14 protein-coding genes and 1 tRNA gene are annotated in these 17,358 nt (G+C 55.7%); 6 read left to right on the plus strand and 9 right to left on the minus strand.

The genetic code is table 11. The features are described 5' to 3' along the window. From ACH2EM_RS07530 to ACH2EM_RS07540, 3 genes are all read left to right on the plus strand, one after another. Positions 1-371: hypothetical protein (locus ACH2EM_RS07530; protein ID WP_395151523.1), on the plus strand; the 371-nt coding region annotated here is incomplete at its 5' end. A 66-nt stretch (positions 372-437) separates the two neighbouring features. Next, positions 438-1,445: a tryptophan--tRNA ligase gene (gene trpS, locus ACH2EM_RS07535; RefSeq protein WP_395151524.1), complete on the plus strand. Its 1,008-nt coding sequence runs from the start codon at positions 438-440 to the stop codon at positions 1,443-1,445. 293 nt (positions 1,446-1,738) lie between these two features. Next, positions 1,739-1,981 (plus strand): AbrB/MazE/SpoVT family DNA-binding domain-containing protein, encoded by a 243-nt coding sequence (locus ACH2EM_RS07540; RefSeq protein WP_395151525.1) that lies wholly within the window; start codon positions 1,739-1,741, stop codon positions 1,979-1,981. A 317-nt stretch (positions 1,982-2,298) separates the two neighbouring features. On the opposite strand, the gene ACH2EM_RS07545 is transcribed toward ACH2EM_RS07540, so the two are convergent. After that, the gene (locus tag ACH2EM_RS07545) at positions 2,299-2,991 is read right to left on the minus strand and encodes a helix-turn-helix domain-containing protein (protein ID WP_395151526.1); all 693 of its coding nucleotides are present in this window, start codon (positions 2,989-2,991) and stop codon (positions 2,299-2,301) included. Between the two features lie 295 nt (positions 2,992-3,286). Between ACH2EM_RS07545 and ACH2EM_RS07550 the strand changes: the two genes are divergently transcribed. Beyond that, complete coding sequence (locus ACH2EM_RS07550; RefSeq protein ID WP_395151527.1) at positions 3,287-3,913, plus strand: histidine phosphatase family protein; 627 nt, start codon at positions 3,287-3,289, stop codon at positions 3,911-3,913. A gap of 129 nt (positions 3,914-4,042) precedes the next feature. Here the strand turns inward: ACH2EM_RS07550 and ACH2EM_RS07555 are convergent, their stop codons facing one another. Further along, positions 4,043-4,888, minus strand: coding sequence for a helix-turn-helix domain-containing protein (locus tag ACH2EM_RS07555; RefSeq protein WP_395151528.1), 846 nt, complete (start codon positions 4,886-4,888; stop codon positions 4,043-4,045). 190 nt (positions 4,889-5,078) lie between these two features. On the opposite strand from ACH2EM_RS07555, the gene bilR reads away from it, so the two are divergent. Further along, positions 5,079-7,097 (plus strand): bilirubin reductase, long form, encoded by a 2,019-nt coding sequence (bilR, locus tag ACH2EM_RS07560; protein WP_395151529.1) that lies wholly within the window; start codon positions 5,079-5,081, stop codon positions 7,095-7,097. 136 nt (positions 7,098-7,233) lie between these two features. On the opposite strand, the gene ACH2EM_RS07565 is transcribed toward bilR, so the two are convergent. From ACH2EM_RS07565 to thrS, 7 genes are all read right to left on the minus strand, one after another. Continuing rightward, positions 7,234-7,992, minus strand: coding sequence for an amino acid ABC transporter ATP-binding protein (locus ACH2EM_RS07565; protein WP_395151530.1), 759 nt, complete (start codon positions 7,990-7,992; stop codon positions 7,234-7,236). Between the two features lie 8 nt (positions 7,993-8,000). Further along, a complete protein-coding gene (locus tag ACH2EM_RS07570; protein ID WP_395151531.1) occupies positions 8,001-8,648 on the minus strand; it encodes an amino acid ABC transporter permease in 648 nt (215 codons plus the stop codon). Positions 8,649-8,678: 30 nt separating this feature from the next. Continuing rightward, entirely contained in the window at positions 8,679-9,479 is an 801-nt protein-coding gene (locus ACH2EM_RS07575; RefSeq protein ID WP_395151532.1) for a transporter substrate-binding domain-containing protein, read from the minus strand. Between the two features lie 135 nt (positions 9,480-9,614). After that, entirely contained in the window at positions 9,615-10,922 is a 1,308-nt protein-coding gene (locus ACH2EM_RS07580; protein ID WP_395151533.1) for a DUF3048 domain-containing protein, read from the minus strand. Positions 10,923-11,003: 81 nt separating this feature from the next. Continuing rightward, positions 11,004-12,215: a DUF3048 domain-containing protein gene (locus ACH2EM_RS07585; RefSeq protein ID WP_395151534.1), complete on the minus strand. Its 1,212-nt coding sequence runs from the start codon at positions 12,213-12,215 to the stop codon at positions 11,004-11,006. A 613-nt stretch (positions 12,216-12,828) separates the two neighbouring features. Further along, positions 12,829-12,904, minus strand: a tRNA-Lys gene (locus tag ACH2EM_RS07590). Positions 12,905-13,117: 213 nt separating this feature from the next. After that, a complete protein-coding gene (gene thrS, locus ACH2EM_RS07595) occupies positions 13,118-15,052 on the minus strand; it encodes a threonine--tRNA ligase (protein ID WP_395151535.1) in 1,935 nt (644 codons plus the stop codon). A 656-nt stretch (positions 15,053-15,708) separates the two neighbouring features. On the opposite strand from thrS, the gene rny reads away from it, so the two are divergent. Continuing rightward, positions 15,709-17,253, plus strand: coding sequence for a ribonuclease Y (gene rny / locus ACH2EM_RS07600; protein WP_395151556.1), 1,545 nt, complete (start codon positions 15,709-15,711; stop codon positions 17,251-17,253). Positions 17,254-17,358 lie beyond the last annotated feature (105 nt).

Here is a 17,358-nt window from a genome sequence, read left to right on the forward strand (position 1 = left end):
TGGAAGTGGTACAAAACCTGCTGGACTTTTGCAGTCAGCAGGGCATGGAGGAGGTACTGGTGATTCCCCCCTATGCCCCCACGGTGGCCCGGGCCATGGCAGACAGCGGCCGCTACGGTTACATCCCGCAGATTGCCCCTGCCCTCACCGCCCTGTGCCAGCCCTATGGGTACGAGGTGTTTGACTGCACCTATTTGGAGCAAACCACCGATGACCAGTATATCGACGGCTACCACGGAGGAGACCGGGTGTACGCTCAAATTGCACAGCTGCTTGGCCAGCAAAGCCGCATCTTGCAGGGGCAAATTGATTTGGATTACCTGGAACAAGCCCTTGCACCGGGAACAAACCCCTTGCGCCTTAGTGCCTGAAAAACTTGCAGTCTGTAACGCTACAAGTTATAATAGAACAAATCCAACAAGAAAAGAGGCAACACCATGAGCGAAGAAATCCAGCGCAAAAAGCGCATCTTATCTGGCATTCAGCCCACCGGTACCTTTACCCTGGGCAACTATGTGGGTGCCGTTCGCAATTGGGGAAGATTGCAGCAAGAGTACGACTGCCTGTACATGGTAGCCAATCTGCACGCCCTTACCGTGCGCCAGGAGCCCGCTGCCCTGCGCCGCCAAACCCGTGAAGCCGCTGCCATGCTGCTGGCCACCGGCATTGACCCCCAAAAGAGCATTTTGTTTGTGCAAAGCCATGTGCCTGCCCACGCCGAGCTGGCCTGGGTGCTGTCCTGCAATACCCAGTTTGGCGAGCTGAGCCGCATGACCCAGTTTAAGGATAAAAGTGCCAAACATGCCGACAATGTGAACGCCGGTCTGTTTACCTACCCTGCCCTGATGGCAGCGGATATTTTGCTGTACAACGCCGACCTGGTGCCGGTGGGTGTGGACCAAAAGCAGCATCTGGAGCTCACCCGTAATGTGGCCCAGCGCTTTAACAACCTGTACAGCCCCACCTTTACCATGCCCGACCCTTACATTCCCAAAACCGGCGCCAAAATTATGAGTTTGCAGGAACCGGACAAAAAAATGAGCAAGAGCGACACCAACGCCAACAGCTTTATTTTAATGACCGATGACGCCGACACCATACTGCGCAAGTTCAAGCGTGCTGTTACCGACAGTGAGGGCACCGTGCGTGCGGCGGACGACAAGCCCGGCGTAACCAACCTGATGAGCATTTACAGCGTGCTTACCGGCAAGGACTTTGCCGCCATTGAGCAGGAGTTTGAGGGCCAGGGCTACGGTGTATTCAAAGAAGCCGTGGCACAAAGCGTAATCGATACATTCCAGCCCATCCAGCAGGAGTACCACCGCATTCTGGAGGATAAGGCCTACCTGGATCAGGTTCTCACCGAAGGTGCCCAAAAGGCAGACCACATTGCACGGCGCACCCTGAGCAAGGTTTATAAAAAAATTGGTATGCTTCAGCTGTAAAGCTTGTTTTTTGATGGAAAATCAAAGATTGGAGCAGCCAAAAATTTGACCAGAAAAGGGTCGAATTTTGACATTTATCTTTAATAAATCCCGCTAAAAGCTTTGTTTTTTGTAGAATTGCGAAAAACATCCAAGATATCATAAAAATTTTTCCCGGAAACAGTTTGCCATATATTGACATTTTTTCCACCGTGGTTTATAATTAGGCTGATGAGACTCCCCCCATTTTTAGGGAACCCGGTCTTCATCCCCCATAAGATGAGAGAATACCACTTAGTAAAGGAGAGAAATTTATGAAATCTACTGGTATGGTTCGCAAAATCGACAATCTGGGCCGCATTGTACTCCCCATCGAGCTGCGCCGCGTTCTGGAAATCGATCAGGATTCTTCCCTGCAAATTTTTGTAGAAGGGGACGAAATCATCCTGAAAAAGTACCAGCCTGCCTGCATTTTCTGCGGCGAAGCAAAGGGCGTGGTACAGTTTAAGGGCCGCAACATCTGCCCCGAATGCCGCAAGGAAATTGGCGACATCTAAATAGCTTGTGGTTGGTTTTTCCCATCTCACAAAGCCAATTCATCCATTGGCCAGCACCAAAGCGGACAAGCTCTGCTTTGGTGCTTTTTTAATTTTAATAGAACCCAAAACAGCTTGACCAGCGTTTGCAAAAAAGGCTTGCTTGCTGCAACGATTTATTCCTGCCCAATCGGCAGCCGGGCGGCCTTTTGGCAGATGCTTTTGGCTGCAAACAAAGCAACACCCCCGCTTTCAAATCCGAAGCGGGGGTGTTTTGATTGGCTGCGCACCCAGGCAGAAGATTGGCTGGGATTGGGCAGCGGTTTTTTGTTTGGTGTTTACTTGCCCTTTTGAATGCGCTTTTCGCTGTTGTTGATGAGCATCATCAGGCTGTTGTGGTACAGGCGGTATTCCTGCTCCAGGGTTTGGCTGGTCATGGCAAAACAGCTGGTATCCTTCATGCCAGCCTTATCGCCCACTTCCTCCCCTTCCAGCAGGGCGGATACATTGGCCTGGGCCAGGTTCATGGCTGCATCGGAATAGCCCTCCCAGCGGCCGTTGCTCAGGCTGAACAGACTGGCAGCATTTTTGCTGTTGGAGGAATACAGCAGCCGGAACATTTTGTACACCGCAATGCTCAGATAGGCGCTTACCTCGGTTACCAGGCCGCTGTTCTGGCCAGCAGCCAGCTTGTCGAACAGGATGTTCAGGCTGTTGGAAATCAGCTTTTTGTTCATGGTGGGCAGCGTGCTGCCTTTATAAATGCTGTCCTTGGCGGCCTCCGGGTTGGGGATATCCTCCACCCGCAGGGTAAGGCCGTTGCGGTCGGCACTGCGGCCCAGCAGATAATCACAGGAAACATCGTAGTAATCGGCCACACGCACCACAAATTCCAGGCCGCATTCACGAATGCCCTTTTCGTAATGGGAAAGCAATGCCTGGGATACGCCCAAATCCGCAGCTGCCTGCTTTTGGGTAATGCCCCGCTCCTTGCGCAGCAAAGTGATAATCCGATTAAACTCCGTTGTCATTTCATCTTCCCTCAGTTTCTGGGCAAAGCCCTGGTATGCCGCCGCCTGACGGCACCTGCCTGTCAAACAAATACGCATGGTAAATTATAAAATACCAAAAACACTTTGTAAATACATTTGTATACAAAATTCTCATGGATGTTTTTGGGCAGTTCGCCACCGGTTGACTTTGCCAACTAGATATATGATAATAAACAGGAATCGCTTGCTAAATGTTGTGGTGCGCAAGGCTGCGCCGCTTCTTTATTGTTACTATTTTGTAACCTTTTAAGCATTACCGAAAGGAGTTTTTCCCTTGAAAACCTTTACTTTGCACCTGATTCGACACGGTTTGACCCAGGGCAATCTGGATGGATTGTATGTAGGCAGCGGCACCGACCTGCCCCTGTGCCCGGAAGGCCGCCAGCAGCTGGAAACACTGCGCAGCCAGTTTACCTACCCCCAGCCCTCCACCGTGTTTGTGTCTCCCCTGGCACGGGCAGGCCAAACCGCCGACCTGCTGTTCCCTGCGGCCCGCAAGCTGGAAATCCCCGACCTGCGGGAGGCTGGCTTTGGCTGCTTTGAGGGCCAGCCCGTGCGGGACCTGGTGCAGAATCCGGATTTTGTGCGTTGGATGGACCCTACTTCCGGCTTTACACCGGAAGGCGCCGAACCCACCCTGGAATTTCATCAGCGGTGCGGCAAAACCCTGATGGGATTGTTTGAATTCATGATGCGTTCCGGCCTTACCGAGGCCGCCTGTGTAACCCACGGGGGCGTTATCATGAGCATGCTGGCCCAAAAAGCCCTGCCCCAGCGCAAGCCGGAGGACTGGATGGCAGACCCCGGCTGTGGCTACACCCTGCGCACCGACGCCGCCATGTGGATGCGGGACGGCCTGGTGGAAGCCGTGGAGGTTCTGCCCCTGGGTTATCTGGACTAATCCGCCCGCCTATACAGCGCAAATACGCAGTGCTGCCCGGGCTGCACAGTCCGGCATAGATACAGCACAAACTTTGCATAAAAAAGGCCGCCTGGACTGTCAGGCGGCCTTTTTGCATGGCTGACCCATTCACGGAGCTTCATCCGGCTTGCAGTCCGGCGCTGTGTGCAGGACTGCATACTGCCGGGGCGTCATTCCGTAGGCCCTGCGGAAGGCTTTAAAAAAGTGGTTATACCCTGTAAATCCGCTTAGCTGGCTGGCCTGCGCCACCGACTTGCCCTGTTCCAGGTAGGTTCGGCTTGCATCCAGCCGGGCCTGCACAATGTAGCTGTGTACCGTTTGGCCGGTATGTTTTTTGAACTCCCGCAGCAGGTGACTGCGGCTTACATAAAACTCCTGCTCCAGCCGCTGCAAGGTAATTTCTTCGGTGAGATGCTGGCGGATGTACCGGAACACCTCGTCCACAAAAAACTGGCTGCGGCCCTTGGTGCCGGGGGTCAGATGGTGGGGATCTTCCTGGGCAAAGGCTTGCAGCACCAAGGCTAAAAACATCTGCTGGGTTGCCCGCTCCAGCACATCCCCAGCACAGCGCCGGGGCTCTGTTTGCAGCCGTTCCAGCTGAGAGGCAAGGCTTTTCAGCAGCATCAGTCCCTCGCTCCGTGGCCGGACTGCCACAACAGCCGCCGGATTGATGGCAAAGGCGGCGGCTATATCGGTTTGCGGGGTGGAGCAGGCTGCCAGCAGCTGGGTGTTTAGCCTTACCCAGAGGGCCTTTAAGGGAACCCGGACCCCGGTGTACTCCAACCGGAGCACCTGGTGCTCTTTGCACAGGCACAGATGCTCTGGCCCTATCCGGCCATGCTCATGCAAACTGACCCGCCCCCGCATCACCAAAAGAAAGCCCATCTGCTGGTCTGTGGTAAGGCGCAGGCATCCCGGCTGGGCTGCTTCAATGGTTTTTACATGATATTCCACAGCTGCCTCCTTGCAATTTTGCTATAAACTCAAGGGGTTTATCGGATTGATTTCTCTTTTTTTGATACTATATCAATTTATGATAGTTTTCAAGTAATTTGCGAGTGTTTTTATCCAAAATCTTCTTTTATAATGGGATTTAGTAAGATTGTTAAAAAACAAACCATTTTCTTGCTAAGGAGGATTTCCCATGAACGGTACATCTTTGCTGTTAACCCCCATCACCGTAGGCCCTCTGACCCTAAAAAACCGGGTCATGTTTCCCCCTCTGACCACTGGTTACGAGGAGCGGGATGGCTCCTTCAGCCCCCAGGCACTGGCCTTTTATGAACGGCTGGCCAAGGGCGGCACCGGTTATGTTGTCATTGGCGATGTGGCCCCGGTCATGACCGCCTCCCCCACCCCCAAGCTGTTTGACGACCGGCAGATTCCCAACTTCAAACTGCTGGCCGACGCCCTGCACAAATACGACTGCAAGGTGGCCTTGCAGCTGTTTCACCCGGAGTACGATGTTCCCGGTGTTGGCCGCCTGATTGTGCAGGCCCAGACAGCCGCCAAGGAGGCCATGGAGGCCAAAGCCAGGGGCGATATGGAAACCTTTGCTGCCAAAATGGCCCAGAGCCAGCAGGCAGGCAAGGATGCCCACGCCAAAATTGCCCATGACATGAAACACTTCATCACCGAAGTTACCCCCGAGGAGCTGGCCTGCATCCGTGACCTGATTGCAGAGTCTGCCCGCCGGGCACAGGCCGCAGGCATTGACGCCATTGAGGTGCACGGTGACCGCCTGCTGGGGTCCCTTTGCTCTCACATTCTGAACCAGCGTACCGACTGCTACGGCGGCAGCCTGCAAAACCGTGTACGCTATGCTCTGGAGGTGGTGGCCGCCATCCAGAAGTCTGCTCCCAACCTGATGATTGAGTACAAGCTGCCCATCATCACCCACAACCCGGACGGTTCTCTGCGAGGCAAGGGCGGTTTGCTCCAGGAGGAAGCTGTGGAGTTTGCCAAGCTGCTGGAACAGGCTGGCGTTCACATGATTCAGGTGGCCCAGGCCAATCACACCGGCAACATGGCCGACACCATTCCCCCCATGGGCACCCGGGAAGAACACTGGGTACTGCCCGCCACCCGTGCGGTAAAGGCTGCCGTATCCATTCCGGTGGCCATTGTGGGCAAGGTGCTTTCCATTGAAAGCGGCGAAAAGCTGCTGGCCGACGGCGACGCAGATGTAATTGCCTACGGCCGTGGCCTGCTGTGTGACCCGGATATTGCAAACAAGGCTGCTTCCGGCCTGCCCATCCGGGCCTGCATCAACTGCAACAAGGGCTGCGTGGACGCCATCCAGAACCGCCGCCCCCTCACCTGTGTGCTGAACGCAGAAAACGGCCTGGAGTCCACCCTTTCCATCCAGCCTGCCCAGGAGAAAAAACAAGTGGTGATTGTGGGCGCAGGCATTGCCGGTTTGGAGGCCGCCCGTGTGGCTGCACTGCGGGGCCATACCGTGGATGTATACGAAAAAGAGCAGCAGATTGGCGGCCAGCTGCATCTGGCAGCGGCACCTCCCCGCAAGGATGAGCTTCTGCGGGCCTGCACCAACTACCAGGACCTTCTGCCCCAGCTGGGCGTAAACCTGCACCTGGGCTGTGAGTGTACCAAGGAACAGATGAACCAGGCCGATGCCGTCATCGTGGCGGTGGGTGCCCACAACTGGACCCTGCCCGTGCCCGGCTGCGACGGCAGCAATGTGGTATCCAGCTGGGATGTGCTGGCAGGCACCGTTGCCCCCAAGGGCCATTGCGTGGTGATTGGCGGCGGCCTGGTGGGTGTGGAAACCGCCGAATATCTGCTGGACCACGGCTGCACCGTATCGGTGGTGGAGATGACCGACACCATCGCTGCCGGTGAGTCCTCCACCATTCTGCCCACCATCCTGGCACACTTTGCCGCCCATGATGTAAAGCAGTACATTAACACCCGTGTTACCGCCATCACCCCAGAGGGTGTGGAGGCTGTAAACACCACCGATGATTCCACCCTGACGCTCCCCTGCGACACCGTTGTAATGGCTGTGGGTTCCCGCAAGAACACCCTGGACACCGAAGGGGTTACCGTACCGGTTTACTACGCAGGCGACTGCGCCGGTGAGCGCACCGCCGGTATTCTGGAAGCAGTGCGCAGCGGCTACCAGGTGGCCAACCAGCTGTAAGCTGCCGGCTGTGTGCGGCACCAAGCCTGCTGCCGCCCGGCAAGTAGCCCCACTTTGTTTTACACGCACTTATCTTACCTCACACAAAAACGCTCCCCCTAAACAGGAGGAGCGTTTTTTATGTGTAGTTTTAATGTTAAGGAATTTCGGGACTTTGCGCCAAAAAAGCCCGCAGCTTTTCGGTTTTGGGGTTCTCAAAAATTTCCTGGGGGGTGCCTTGCTCCAAAATCACACCATCCGCCATAAACAACACCCGATCGGATACCTGCCGGGCAAACTCCAGTTCATGGGTTACCACAATCATGGTGGTATTCTGCGCTTTTAGCTGGCGCAGTACACGCAGCACCTCCCGGGTAAGTTCCGGGTCCAGTGCACTGGTGGGCTCGTCAAAACACAGGATATCCGGCTCCATGGCCAGGGCACGGGCAATGGCCACCCGCTGCTGCTGACCGCCGGAAAGCTGGCAGGGATAGTGATTCAATCGGTCCTGCAAGCCCACCTGGGTAAGCAGCAGGCGGCTTTTTTCCTCCAGCCGCTGCTGCTCCTGCCGGGTTAGTTTTTTGTTCCGTTTGGCTTGCAGCTGGGGTGCCAGCATCACATTTTGCAGCGCTGTGTATTGGGGAAACAGGTGAAACCCCTGGAACACCAGGCCCATGTGCAGCCGCTGGCTGGCTTCCACGGTTTTTTGGCCGGTCTGCCACAGGGTTTTGCCGTTGAGCAAGATGCGGCCCCGGTCCGCTGTTTCCAAAAAGTTTAAGCAGCGCAGCAGGGTGGTTTTGCCGCTGCCGGAGGACCCCAGGATGGAAAGCACCTGCCCCTGCTCCAGGGTAAAGCTTACATCCGCCAGCACCCGGGTGCTGCCAAAGTTTTTTTGCAACTGTTCTACCTGTAACATACGCCCACTCATCCTTTAAAAAATTCCATCTTCTGCTCTGCTTTGCGGAACAGAAGGGTGACCACGCCGCTGAACACCAGATAAAACACACCGGTGTAAAACAGGGGCCAGATCAAACCATATTGAGCAAAATGCTCTGCCTCTTTCAGCAGTTCCACCACACCAATCACCCGTGCCAGAGAGGTATCCTTAATAAGGGTAATTACCTCATTGCTCATGGCGGGCAGAATGCGCTTAACCACCTGAAGCAGCACCACCCGGAAAAAAATCTCCCGCCGGGTCATGCCCAGCACCAGCCCGGCTTCGTACTGACTGTTGGAAATGCTTTGAATGCCGCCCCGGTAAATTTCCGAAAAATAGGCCGCATAGTTGATTACAAAGGCTGTAAGGGCCGGAACCATGCGAGAGGGGCCAGTCTGGATGCCAAACACCAGGCCCGGCACATAAAACACCACAAAAATCTGAAGCATTAGTGGGGTGCCCCGTATCACCCACACAAAGGTGCGGGTAAGCCAGCGCAGGGGGGCCAACTGGCTCATGGAGCCCATGGCTACCACCAGCCCCAGGGGAATCGCCAGCAACAAAGTAACAAAAAACAAAACACAGGTGCTGCCAAACCCCTGCAACAGGGTGATGTTTACCTGCCAAAAATCCATGACTGCTTTCTCCTTTCCACGCTTGGTGGATTACTGGCCCTTCAGGGTAACCATAACCGAGGGATATTTTTCTGCCAATTGGGCAATGACACCTTCGTTTGCCAGCTCCTGCAATGCCTGGTTGACCTTTTCCACCGTTACAGGGCTGTTTTTCCGAAAGCCGATTCCGTATTCTTCTTTGGAAAGCTCGATGCCGGGCACCACCATCAAATCCTGGTAGTCGGTGCCTTCGCCTACGCTGGAGTTTGCCATAACGCCGTCAATGATGGCCACATCCAGGGTGCCTGCCTTCAGTTCCAGCAGGGTGTTGCGCTGGGCGGTCAGGCTGGTGCAGTTGGCCTTGCTAAGTACAGAATCTGCCTTTACAGTTGCCTCACCGGCACTGCCAGCTTCCACGCCAATGCGGGCGTTTTCCATATCTTCCACCGTTTTGTAAAGGTCTGCATCCGCTTTACGGATGACACAGGCTTGATAATTTTCGCTGTAAGGTACCGAAAAATCAATGGAGTCCTTCAGTTCCTCCAAAATGGTCATGCCGTTCCAGGCACAGTCGATTTTTTTGGAGTTCAGCTCCAGCAGTTTGTTTTCCCAGTCGATTTCCACAAACTCCGGCTCCACGCCCAGCTTTGCGCACACTGCCTGAGCCAGCTCGGTATCAAACCCGGTCAGGGTGCCGGTTTCGTCCACATAGTTCATGGGTTCAAAGATGGTATAGCCAATGACCAGGGTTCCCTTTTGTTGAATGTAGTCCCAATCTGACGCCTGCTTACCGCAGCCTGCCAGCATTCCAACACTCAGCAGGCCCACTGCTGCTTTTTGCCACCACTTCATACTCAAGCACTCCTTTTTATTTAAGTTGATTCAAGCTTAACTCTTTATCGCTTTATTGTATTAAATTATACCACGCAAAAAAGAGAATGCAAGCCTTTTTTCAAAGTTTTGCATCCTCGTTGATTGTTTGAGCCATCAGGGGGCAGGTTCCTGGGGGGCTTCGGTGGCCTGTTCGGCCTGTTCGGCCTGTTCCGGTGCAGGTTCCGGCGTAATTTCCGGGGTAGGCTCTGGGGTGGGTTCCGGAGTGGGTTCCGGAGTGGGTTCCGGGGTAGGCTCCGGCGTAGGTTCCGGGGTGGGGCTTGGGGTAGCCACCGGCGTGGGAATAGGTTCCGGCGCAGCGGGCAGAGTTTGCGCTGTGCCGTCCTGCCCCAGCACTGCCAGGGCTTGGCCTTCAAAGCCGCCATACAGGCCCAGGTAGGTGCGGCCCGGCTCTACCGTAAGGAGGGTTCCGTTTTGATGATACAGTGCCAGGGGCTGGCTTTCGGTGCCTTTTTCCCACCGGATTATCTCATAGCCGCCCTTGCTGAGATAGACCCCCTCGCCGCCGCTCAGGTCATACTGGCGGGTAGCGCCATTGTCCTTGTAGCCACTGGAGGCCATCAGCAGCAGTACATTGGTAAAGCTTGCCTGGGTTTCTCCTTCGGTTTTGTTTGCATCGGTTTGGGGCAAAAGCTGATCGCCCTGTACCGTGTACAGCCGATACTCTCCCAGTGCTTGGTCATAAGCCAGCTGGGTGGTTCTTTGGGCGCCGTAGGTAATTTGCAGGCTGCCGCCCTGGGTGTTTTGGGGGGCAGACCCCTGGGCAAAGGCAAAAAAGCTTGCCGTTTGGCCGTTTTTTTCCATACCATAGGTGGAAAGGCCGTTGTTTACCCCGGTGGTGTGGGTATACCAGCTGTACTGCTCCGGCACCGTCTTGGCCCGCTCCCAGTCCAGGTCAAAGCTGAGAGTGCCTATGTATGTGCCATTCAGGTGGGGCAAATTGAAGTAGTTCAAAAAATTCTCGCTGTATACCTCGGTGCCAATCATGGACCAAATGGGCTGGCTGGACAGGGTGAGCTGCAAAAACAAATCCCGCCCCTGGCCCACCGGGCCCACCTTGGGCAGCGCGTCGGTTCCGTCGTAAAGGGCCATCAGCCAGCTGCCCTGTCCTTCGGTGTTGGCTTCCAGCAAAATCTGGGCATCTGCAATGCCCCACTGGGGCAGTGCAGCCGGTGTGTTGTACAGCATAATCCCCACCGGACGGCTGCCGGCAGCGGCTGTGGGCAGCCCACTGAGGGGACTGAGCCCCTGTTCCGCCTGGGCGGTGCTGGGAGCAGGTGTTTGGGCAGCGGCAGTCTGCTCTGCCTGCTGGGTGGCAGCGGAGGAGGCTGCATGGGCACTGGCGCAGCCTGCCAGCAGCAACAGGGCAAGGGCCGCTGACGCAATTTTAAGCCTAGGATTCATGGAGTTCGCTCCTTTTACAGCAGAAAATCCATCCCGCCTGCCCGGTCAGGACAAACGGGATGGTGGTTGATGGAAATGAAATTAATCGTCAGCTTCCTGGAAGGTTTCGCTGGTGGGGGCTTCTTGCACATTCTGTGCGCCAGCCAGCGGCTCCCACTTAAATGCCTCTGCCTCGTCGATGTCCACCACGGTTACATAGCTCTTGCCGCAGTTTACCTGCAAGGGCTCCTCGGTGTCAAAGGTTACCAGGCGCAGGGCTTCCAGGTCGGTGCCTTTCTGCCAGCGAATCTTTTCGATTTTGCCGCCGTAGCAATAGTAGCCTACGCCACCCCAGCTGTACTCTGCGTACTGCAAATCCTTGGCTTCGTGGCCGGGATAGGTGTACATATCCGTAAACAGAACAATCACATTGTCAAAGGCCAGCTGCTGGTCGTTGTTTTCGTCCACCGTGGGGCGGTAGGCGCCCAGGCTGGAATAATACTGGGACATATTGTACACGCCCAGGGAAGCATCGTAGTCAAACTGGGTGCGGTAGCTGTCGGAATGACGGATGGTTACACGCTCGGCGGTGTTGTCCCCCTCAATAAAGTTGCCGGCGGGAATCTGGGCAGGGTCCCGGTAATCCACAAAGTCAAAGAAGGTGGAGCTGTAGCTTCGGCGGTCGTCCACCCCTGCGCTTTGGATATACTGGGCGATATGCTCGCCGTCGGTGTAGGCAGTGTGCTCGGTGTCCACCGTGTTGCCCGCCCAGTTTACCCGGTTGAGCTTGCGGTAAATCAGGCCCTGGGCGTACTTGCCCTCCAGGTTCCACTCATCGTAATCGTACTTATCAATATAGGTGGTCTGCACCACGCTTTCGCCCACATGCACATAGAGGGGCTGCCAGGGCAGCACCAGGCGGAAGAACTGGTCACGGGCCGAACGGATTGGCCCAATTTCCGGAATCTGGTTATAATCCGTAAACAAGGCCATAAAGCGGGTAATGCCGCCTTCCACCTTGATTTCAAACAGGATGTCCGCCGCCGAAAGACCACGCTGCGGGCGGCAAACCTGAATGTTGTTTACCATGACAGCGGTAATCCGCTCGCCTTCGGGGTAATCGGCGTCCTTTTCGTAGCCGGTAAGGGCTGCTGCCTCATAGGGCTGCGCAGTGGGTTCCGGGGTTGATTCGGAGGCTTGGGAGGTGCCTGTGGCACCGCTCTGGGGCTGGTTGGTGGTATTGCCGCCACCGCAGCCGGTGAGCATACCCGCCGCCAGAATGAATGCCAGGGTTAAACCAATGATACGCTTCATAGAATTCTCTCCATCTTTTTTATTTGTATTCCTGGGGGAATGCAGTGCAAAGGCCGGAGCAGCCCTCCGGCCTATAAAATCCATCTTCATGCTGTTTTATTGTACTCCACTCTCAGACTGCTGTAAAGGATGTGCGCAAAATTCATACAACATTCCCTGCTTGCAGGTTCCTTGCTGCATCCGGCACGGCTTTTGCGGGCTTTGGCCCACCGCAGCTGCACAGCCCTTGGGGCCATGCGCGGGCTTACAGCACGCCGCTGTGGCTATTGTGGATGTATGGCCAAGCAGGTATACAGCCAAACAGGCCCGGTTTGGAGTTGTTCTTTTTAACCTGAACGATCTGTACTCCTTTATCATACTCAATCTTTGCTTTTTTGTAAACACTTTGTAATTTTTGGACGGTTAAATTTTCTCCGCAAGCCTTGTGCATCTTTCCCATTTTGTTTTTATGGCGGGGCTGCGCTCTGCTTGGTGGAATCCCCCTGTTTGGGGATTTTGAGGCGAGCCGTCAAAAAGCCTTGCCGGGTACGGGTGCCGCCTTTGAATGCACCCTGTACAGAACGCAAAAAAGCAACAGACCGCCAACCTGAGTTGACGGCCTGTTGCCTTTGTTTGGTGAGCTATCGGAGACTCGAACTCCGGACCCTCTGATTAAAAGTCAGATGCTCTACCGACTGAGCTAATAGCTCTCACCAGTGCTTCGCTTTCAAGCTCTCGCCTGACAGCGTAGTTTATTATAGCAGTGATTTTTTAATTCGTCAATAGATTTTTTAAATTTTTTTATTTTTATTTTTTATCCCCCTTTTTTAGCCCGTTTTTTGCAAAAAAGCCCCGCTGCACCAAAGGGGGTACAGCGGGGCTTTTTGCCTGTTGTTTGGGCCGGGTTTTGGGGGATTTTTTGCTTACCGGGCCTTGGTGGCAATTTCGGTGAGAATCTGGCCCAGGAAGGCTTCGGGGGTCATGACGCCGCCCTTTTCCTCCTTGCGGGCACGGACGGCCACCATGCCTTCCTCCATCTCCTTGTCGCCCACTACCAGCATGTAGGGAATCTTTTTCAGCTGGGCTTCACGAATCTTGTAGCCCATCTTTTCGCTGCGGTAGTCGGTATCCACACGAATGCCGGCGGCCTCCAGCTGCTGGTGCAGCTTGCGGGCGTACTCGTGCTGGCGCTCGGTGATGGGGATAATCTCCACCTGGGTGGGCATCAGCCAGGTGGGCAGGGCACCGGCGTATTTTTCCAGCAGCAGGGCCAGGGTACGCTCGTAGCAGCCCACCGAGGTGCGGTGGATGATGTAGGGAATGTGCTCCTGGCCATCCTCGCCCACATAGCTCATGCCAAACTTTTCGGCCAGCAGCATATCAATCTGGATGGTGATGAGGGTATCTTCCTTGCCGAATACATTCTTAATCTGAATGTCCAGCTTGGGGCCGTAGAAGGCGGCTTCGTCCACGCCTACCTTGTATTCCAGGCCCAGATGGTCCAAAATCTTGCCCATCATGCTCTGGGCTTCCTCCCACTGCTGGGGGGTGCCTTCGTACTTATCCTTCCGGTTGGGGTCCCACTGGCTAAAGCGGTAGCTTACATCCTCGCCCAGGCCCAGGGTGTCCAGCATCTCCTTGGCCAGCTCCAGGCAGCCGCGGAACTCCTCCTCCAGCTGGTCGGGACGGATAATCAAATGGCCTTCACTGATGGTGAACTGACGCACACGAATCAAACCGTGCATCTCGCCGGAGTCCTCGTTGCGGAACAGGGTGGAGGTCTCGCCAAGGCGCATGGGCAGGTCACGGTAGCTGCGCTTGCGGTTCAGGTAGACCTGATACTGGAAGGGGCAGGTCATGGGCCGCAGGGCAAAGCACTCCTTGGTTTCGTCCTCTGCATCGCCCAGAATGAACATACCGTCCCGGTAGTGGTCCCAGTGGCCGCTGATTTTGTACAAATCCCGCTTGGCCATGAGGGGGGTTTTGGTGAGCTGGTAGCCCCGCTTCTGCTCGGTGTCCTCCACCCAGCGCTGCAGCAGCTGAATCACCCGGCTGCCGTTGGGCAGCAGAATGGGCAGGCCCTGGCCGATGGTGTCCACAGTGGTAAAGTACTCCAGCTCACGGCCAATCTTGTTGTGGTCCCGCTTGAGGGCTTCTTCCTGCTGTGCCACATAGGCTTCCAGCTCGCTTGCCTTGGGGAATGCAATGCCGTACACACGGCACAGGCGGTCCTTGCTGGAGTCGCCCCGCCAGTAAGCACTGGTGGCCTGGAGCAGCTTAACGGCCTTTACAGTGCCGGTGCTCATCAGGTGGGGGCCGGCGCACAGGTCGGTGTAATCACCCTGGGTGTACACACTCAGCTCCCAGCCTTTTTCGGCGTACTCCTCCAGCAGCTCCAGCTTGTAGGGCTGCTGGGCAAACAGGGTGCGGCCTTCTTCCAGGGTAATGATGCGCTTTTCGATGGGCAGGTCTGCCTTTACGATTTTTTTCATCTCGGCCTCGATGGCGGCAAAGTCATCGGGCACAAAGGGCTTTACGCCGCCCACATCGTAGTACCAGCCGTTTTCCAGCGCAGGGCCAATGCCGAAGTGCGCCTGGGGGTACAGGTGCTGGATGGCCTGGGCCATGATGTGTGCGCCGGTGTGCCAGAAGGCCTCCTTGCCTTCGGCATCCGCAAAGGTGAGGATTTCCAGGGCGCAGTCCTGGTTCAGCGGGGTGCGCAGGTCGCACACAACGCCATCCACCTTGGCGGCACAGGCGCTTTTGTACAGGCCCATGCCAATGCTCTTGGCCACCTGGGCAGGGGTAATGCCTGCTTCAAACTGCTGCAGGCTGCCTTTCAAATCAATGTTGATCATAAACGATTGCCTCCCGTTTTGGTACCGGGCAAACCGGTGTTTGCCCAACAAAAAAATGCTCCATCCCGTATACAACACAACGGGATGAAGCATTTGCATACTCCACGGTTCCACCCGAATTGCACGCACAGCGTGCCCACTCGTTGGGGCGATAACGGGCCCGGCCCGGCAGGGGTTCGCCCCTGCACTCTGCGGTGGTAAGCATTGGGCCCCAAGCCAGGCGCAGCCGCTTTCAGCACCGGAGCGGGGCCAAAACCCTGCCGCCGGGCGGCGTTCTCTTTCGCAGTTGAAGGCCCGCTCATGTCCGCATCAGCGTTTTGCGGGATAGATTATCCCTATCATATACCCCCGGACATCGGTTGTCAATATTTCTTGACAATTTAACGACTCTTTATTAAAATAAGAACCAGTATATTAGATGATTGTTCCAGGGTTTGCCCTGTTTTTTTGTGAAGTAGTCGCTCCCTCCGCAGGTCTGCTGTTTTGTGCAGTCCTTGCGGGCAAGCTGGATTCCGTCCCTGTGCCCCCTGGTGCCAGGGCCGTATTTTTGTGTGCCCATGGGCGGCACGGCATCTCACATACACAGGCACTGGGTTGTGGCAGTCATCTCAGATACCATTTTTGAAGTTGAGGAGTTGAATACATTGCCACCAATTATGATTACGGTGATTGTTGCAATCATCGTGGGCGTAGTGTGTGCAGCAGCCGGTTTTTATCTGGGTGCTGACCACCGCCGCAAAACCGCAGAAGCCAAAATCGGCAGTGCCGAAGAAGAAGCACTACGCATTGTGAACGACGCCATCAAGGCTGCCGAGCAAAAGCGCAAGGAAACCGTAATTGAAGCCAAGGACGAGGCCCTGCGCATGAAAAGCGAGGCCGACAAGGAAATTAAAGAGCGCCGCAGCGAGCTGAGCCGCCAGGAGCGCCGCCTGGACCAGAAGGAAGAAACCCTGGACAAAAAAGTGGCCGCTCTGGAACAAAAAGAAGAAGAACAGCGCCGCCGCAGCGAACTGGTGGAAGCCAAACTGGACGAACTGGAACAGCTGAAGCTGCGCCAGGTAGAAAAACTGGAGACCATTGCCGGCCTGACCCAGGAGGATGCAAAGCAGCTGCTGCTGAACCGGCTGGACCAGGAGCTGACCCACGAAAAGGCCATGCGCATCAGCGCCCACGAAACCAACCTGAAGGACCAGTGCGACACCATGGCACGGGAGATGATTGGCATGGCCATTGCCCGCTGTGCCGCTGACCACTCCAGCGAAACCACCGTGAGCGTGGTTCCCCTGCCCAACGACGAGATGAAGGGCCGCATCATTGGCCGTGAGGGCCGCAACATCCGTGCCCTGGAAACCGCCACCGGCGTGGATTTGATTATTGACGACACCCCCGAAGCCATCACCCTTTCCAGCTTTGACCAGGCCCGCCGTGAGGTTGCCCGCATGACCCTGGAACGGCTGATTGCCGACGGCCGCATTCACCCCGCCCGCATTGAAGAAACGGTGGACAAGTGCCGCCGTGAACTGGAGCTTTCCATGAAGCGTGAGGGCGAACGGGCTGTGATGGAGGTGGGCATCCACGGCATCCATCCGGACATTGTAAAGCTGCTGGGCCGCCTGAAATTCCGCACCAGCTTTGGCCAGAATGTGCTCAACCACTCTCTGGAGGTTGCTTATCTCTCCGGCCTGCTGGCTGCCGAGATGGGCGTGAATGTAACCCAGGCCCGCCGGGCTGGTTTGCTGCACGACATTGGCAAGTCTCTGGACCACGAAATTGAGGGCAGCCATGTGCAGATTGGCGTGGAAATTGCCCGCAAATACAAGGAAAACCCCGCTGTGATCCATGCCATTGAGGCCCACCACGGGGATGTGGAGCCCAAAACTCCCCTGGCGTTTATTGTCATGGCTGCCGATGCCATCAGCGCTGCCCGCCCTGGTGCCCGCCGTGAAAACCTGGAAAGCTACATCAAGCGGCTGGAAAATCTGGAAGAAATCAGCTGCAGCTTTGAAGGGGTGGAAAACGCCTTTGCCGTGCAGGCTGGCCGTGAGGTGCGCATCATGGTAAAACCCGATGCTGTTACCGATGACCAGCTGGTGCTGCTGGCCCGCTCCATCACCAAAAAGATTGAGGAAGAACTGGATTACCCCGGTCAGATTAAGGTGAATGTGATTCGTGAAAGCCGGGCTGTGGAGTTTGCAAAGTAACTTTGCCGGCCCCTTTTCAGCAACAAACAAAAACGGACTTGGAAGATTCCAAGTCCGTTTTTTTATCGCCTTTTGCAGGTTTTGGCACCGCTGGCTTCTCTGCAT

It is taken from the genome of uncultured Allofournierella sp., assembly GCA_944382705.1.
Lineage (GTDB): Bacteria > Bacillota > Clostridia > Oscillospirales > Ruminococcaceae > Allofournierella.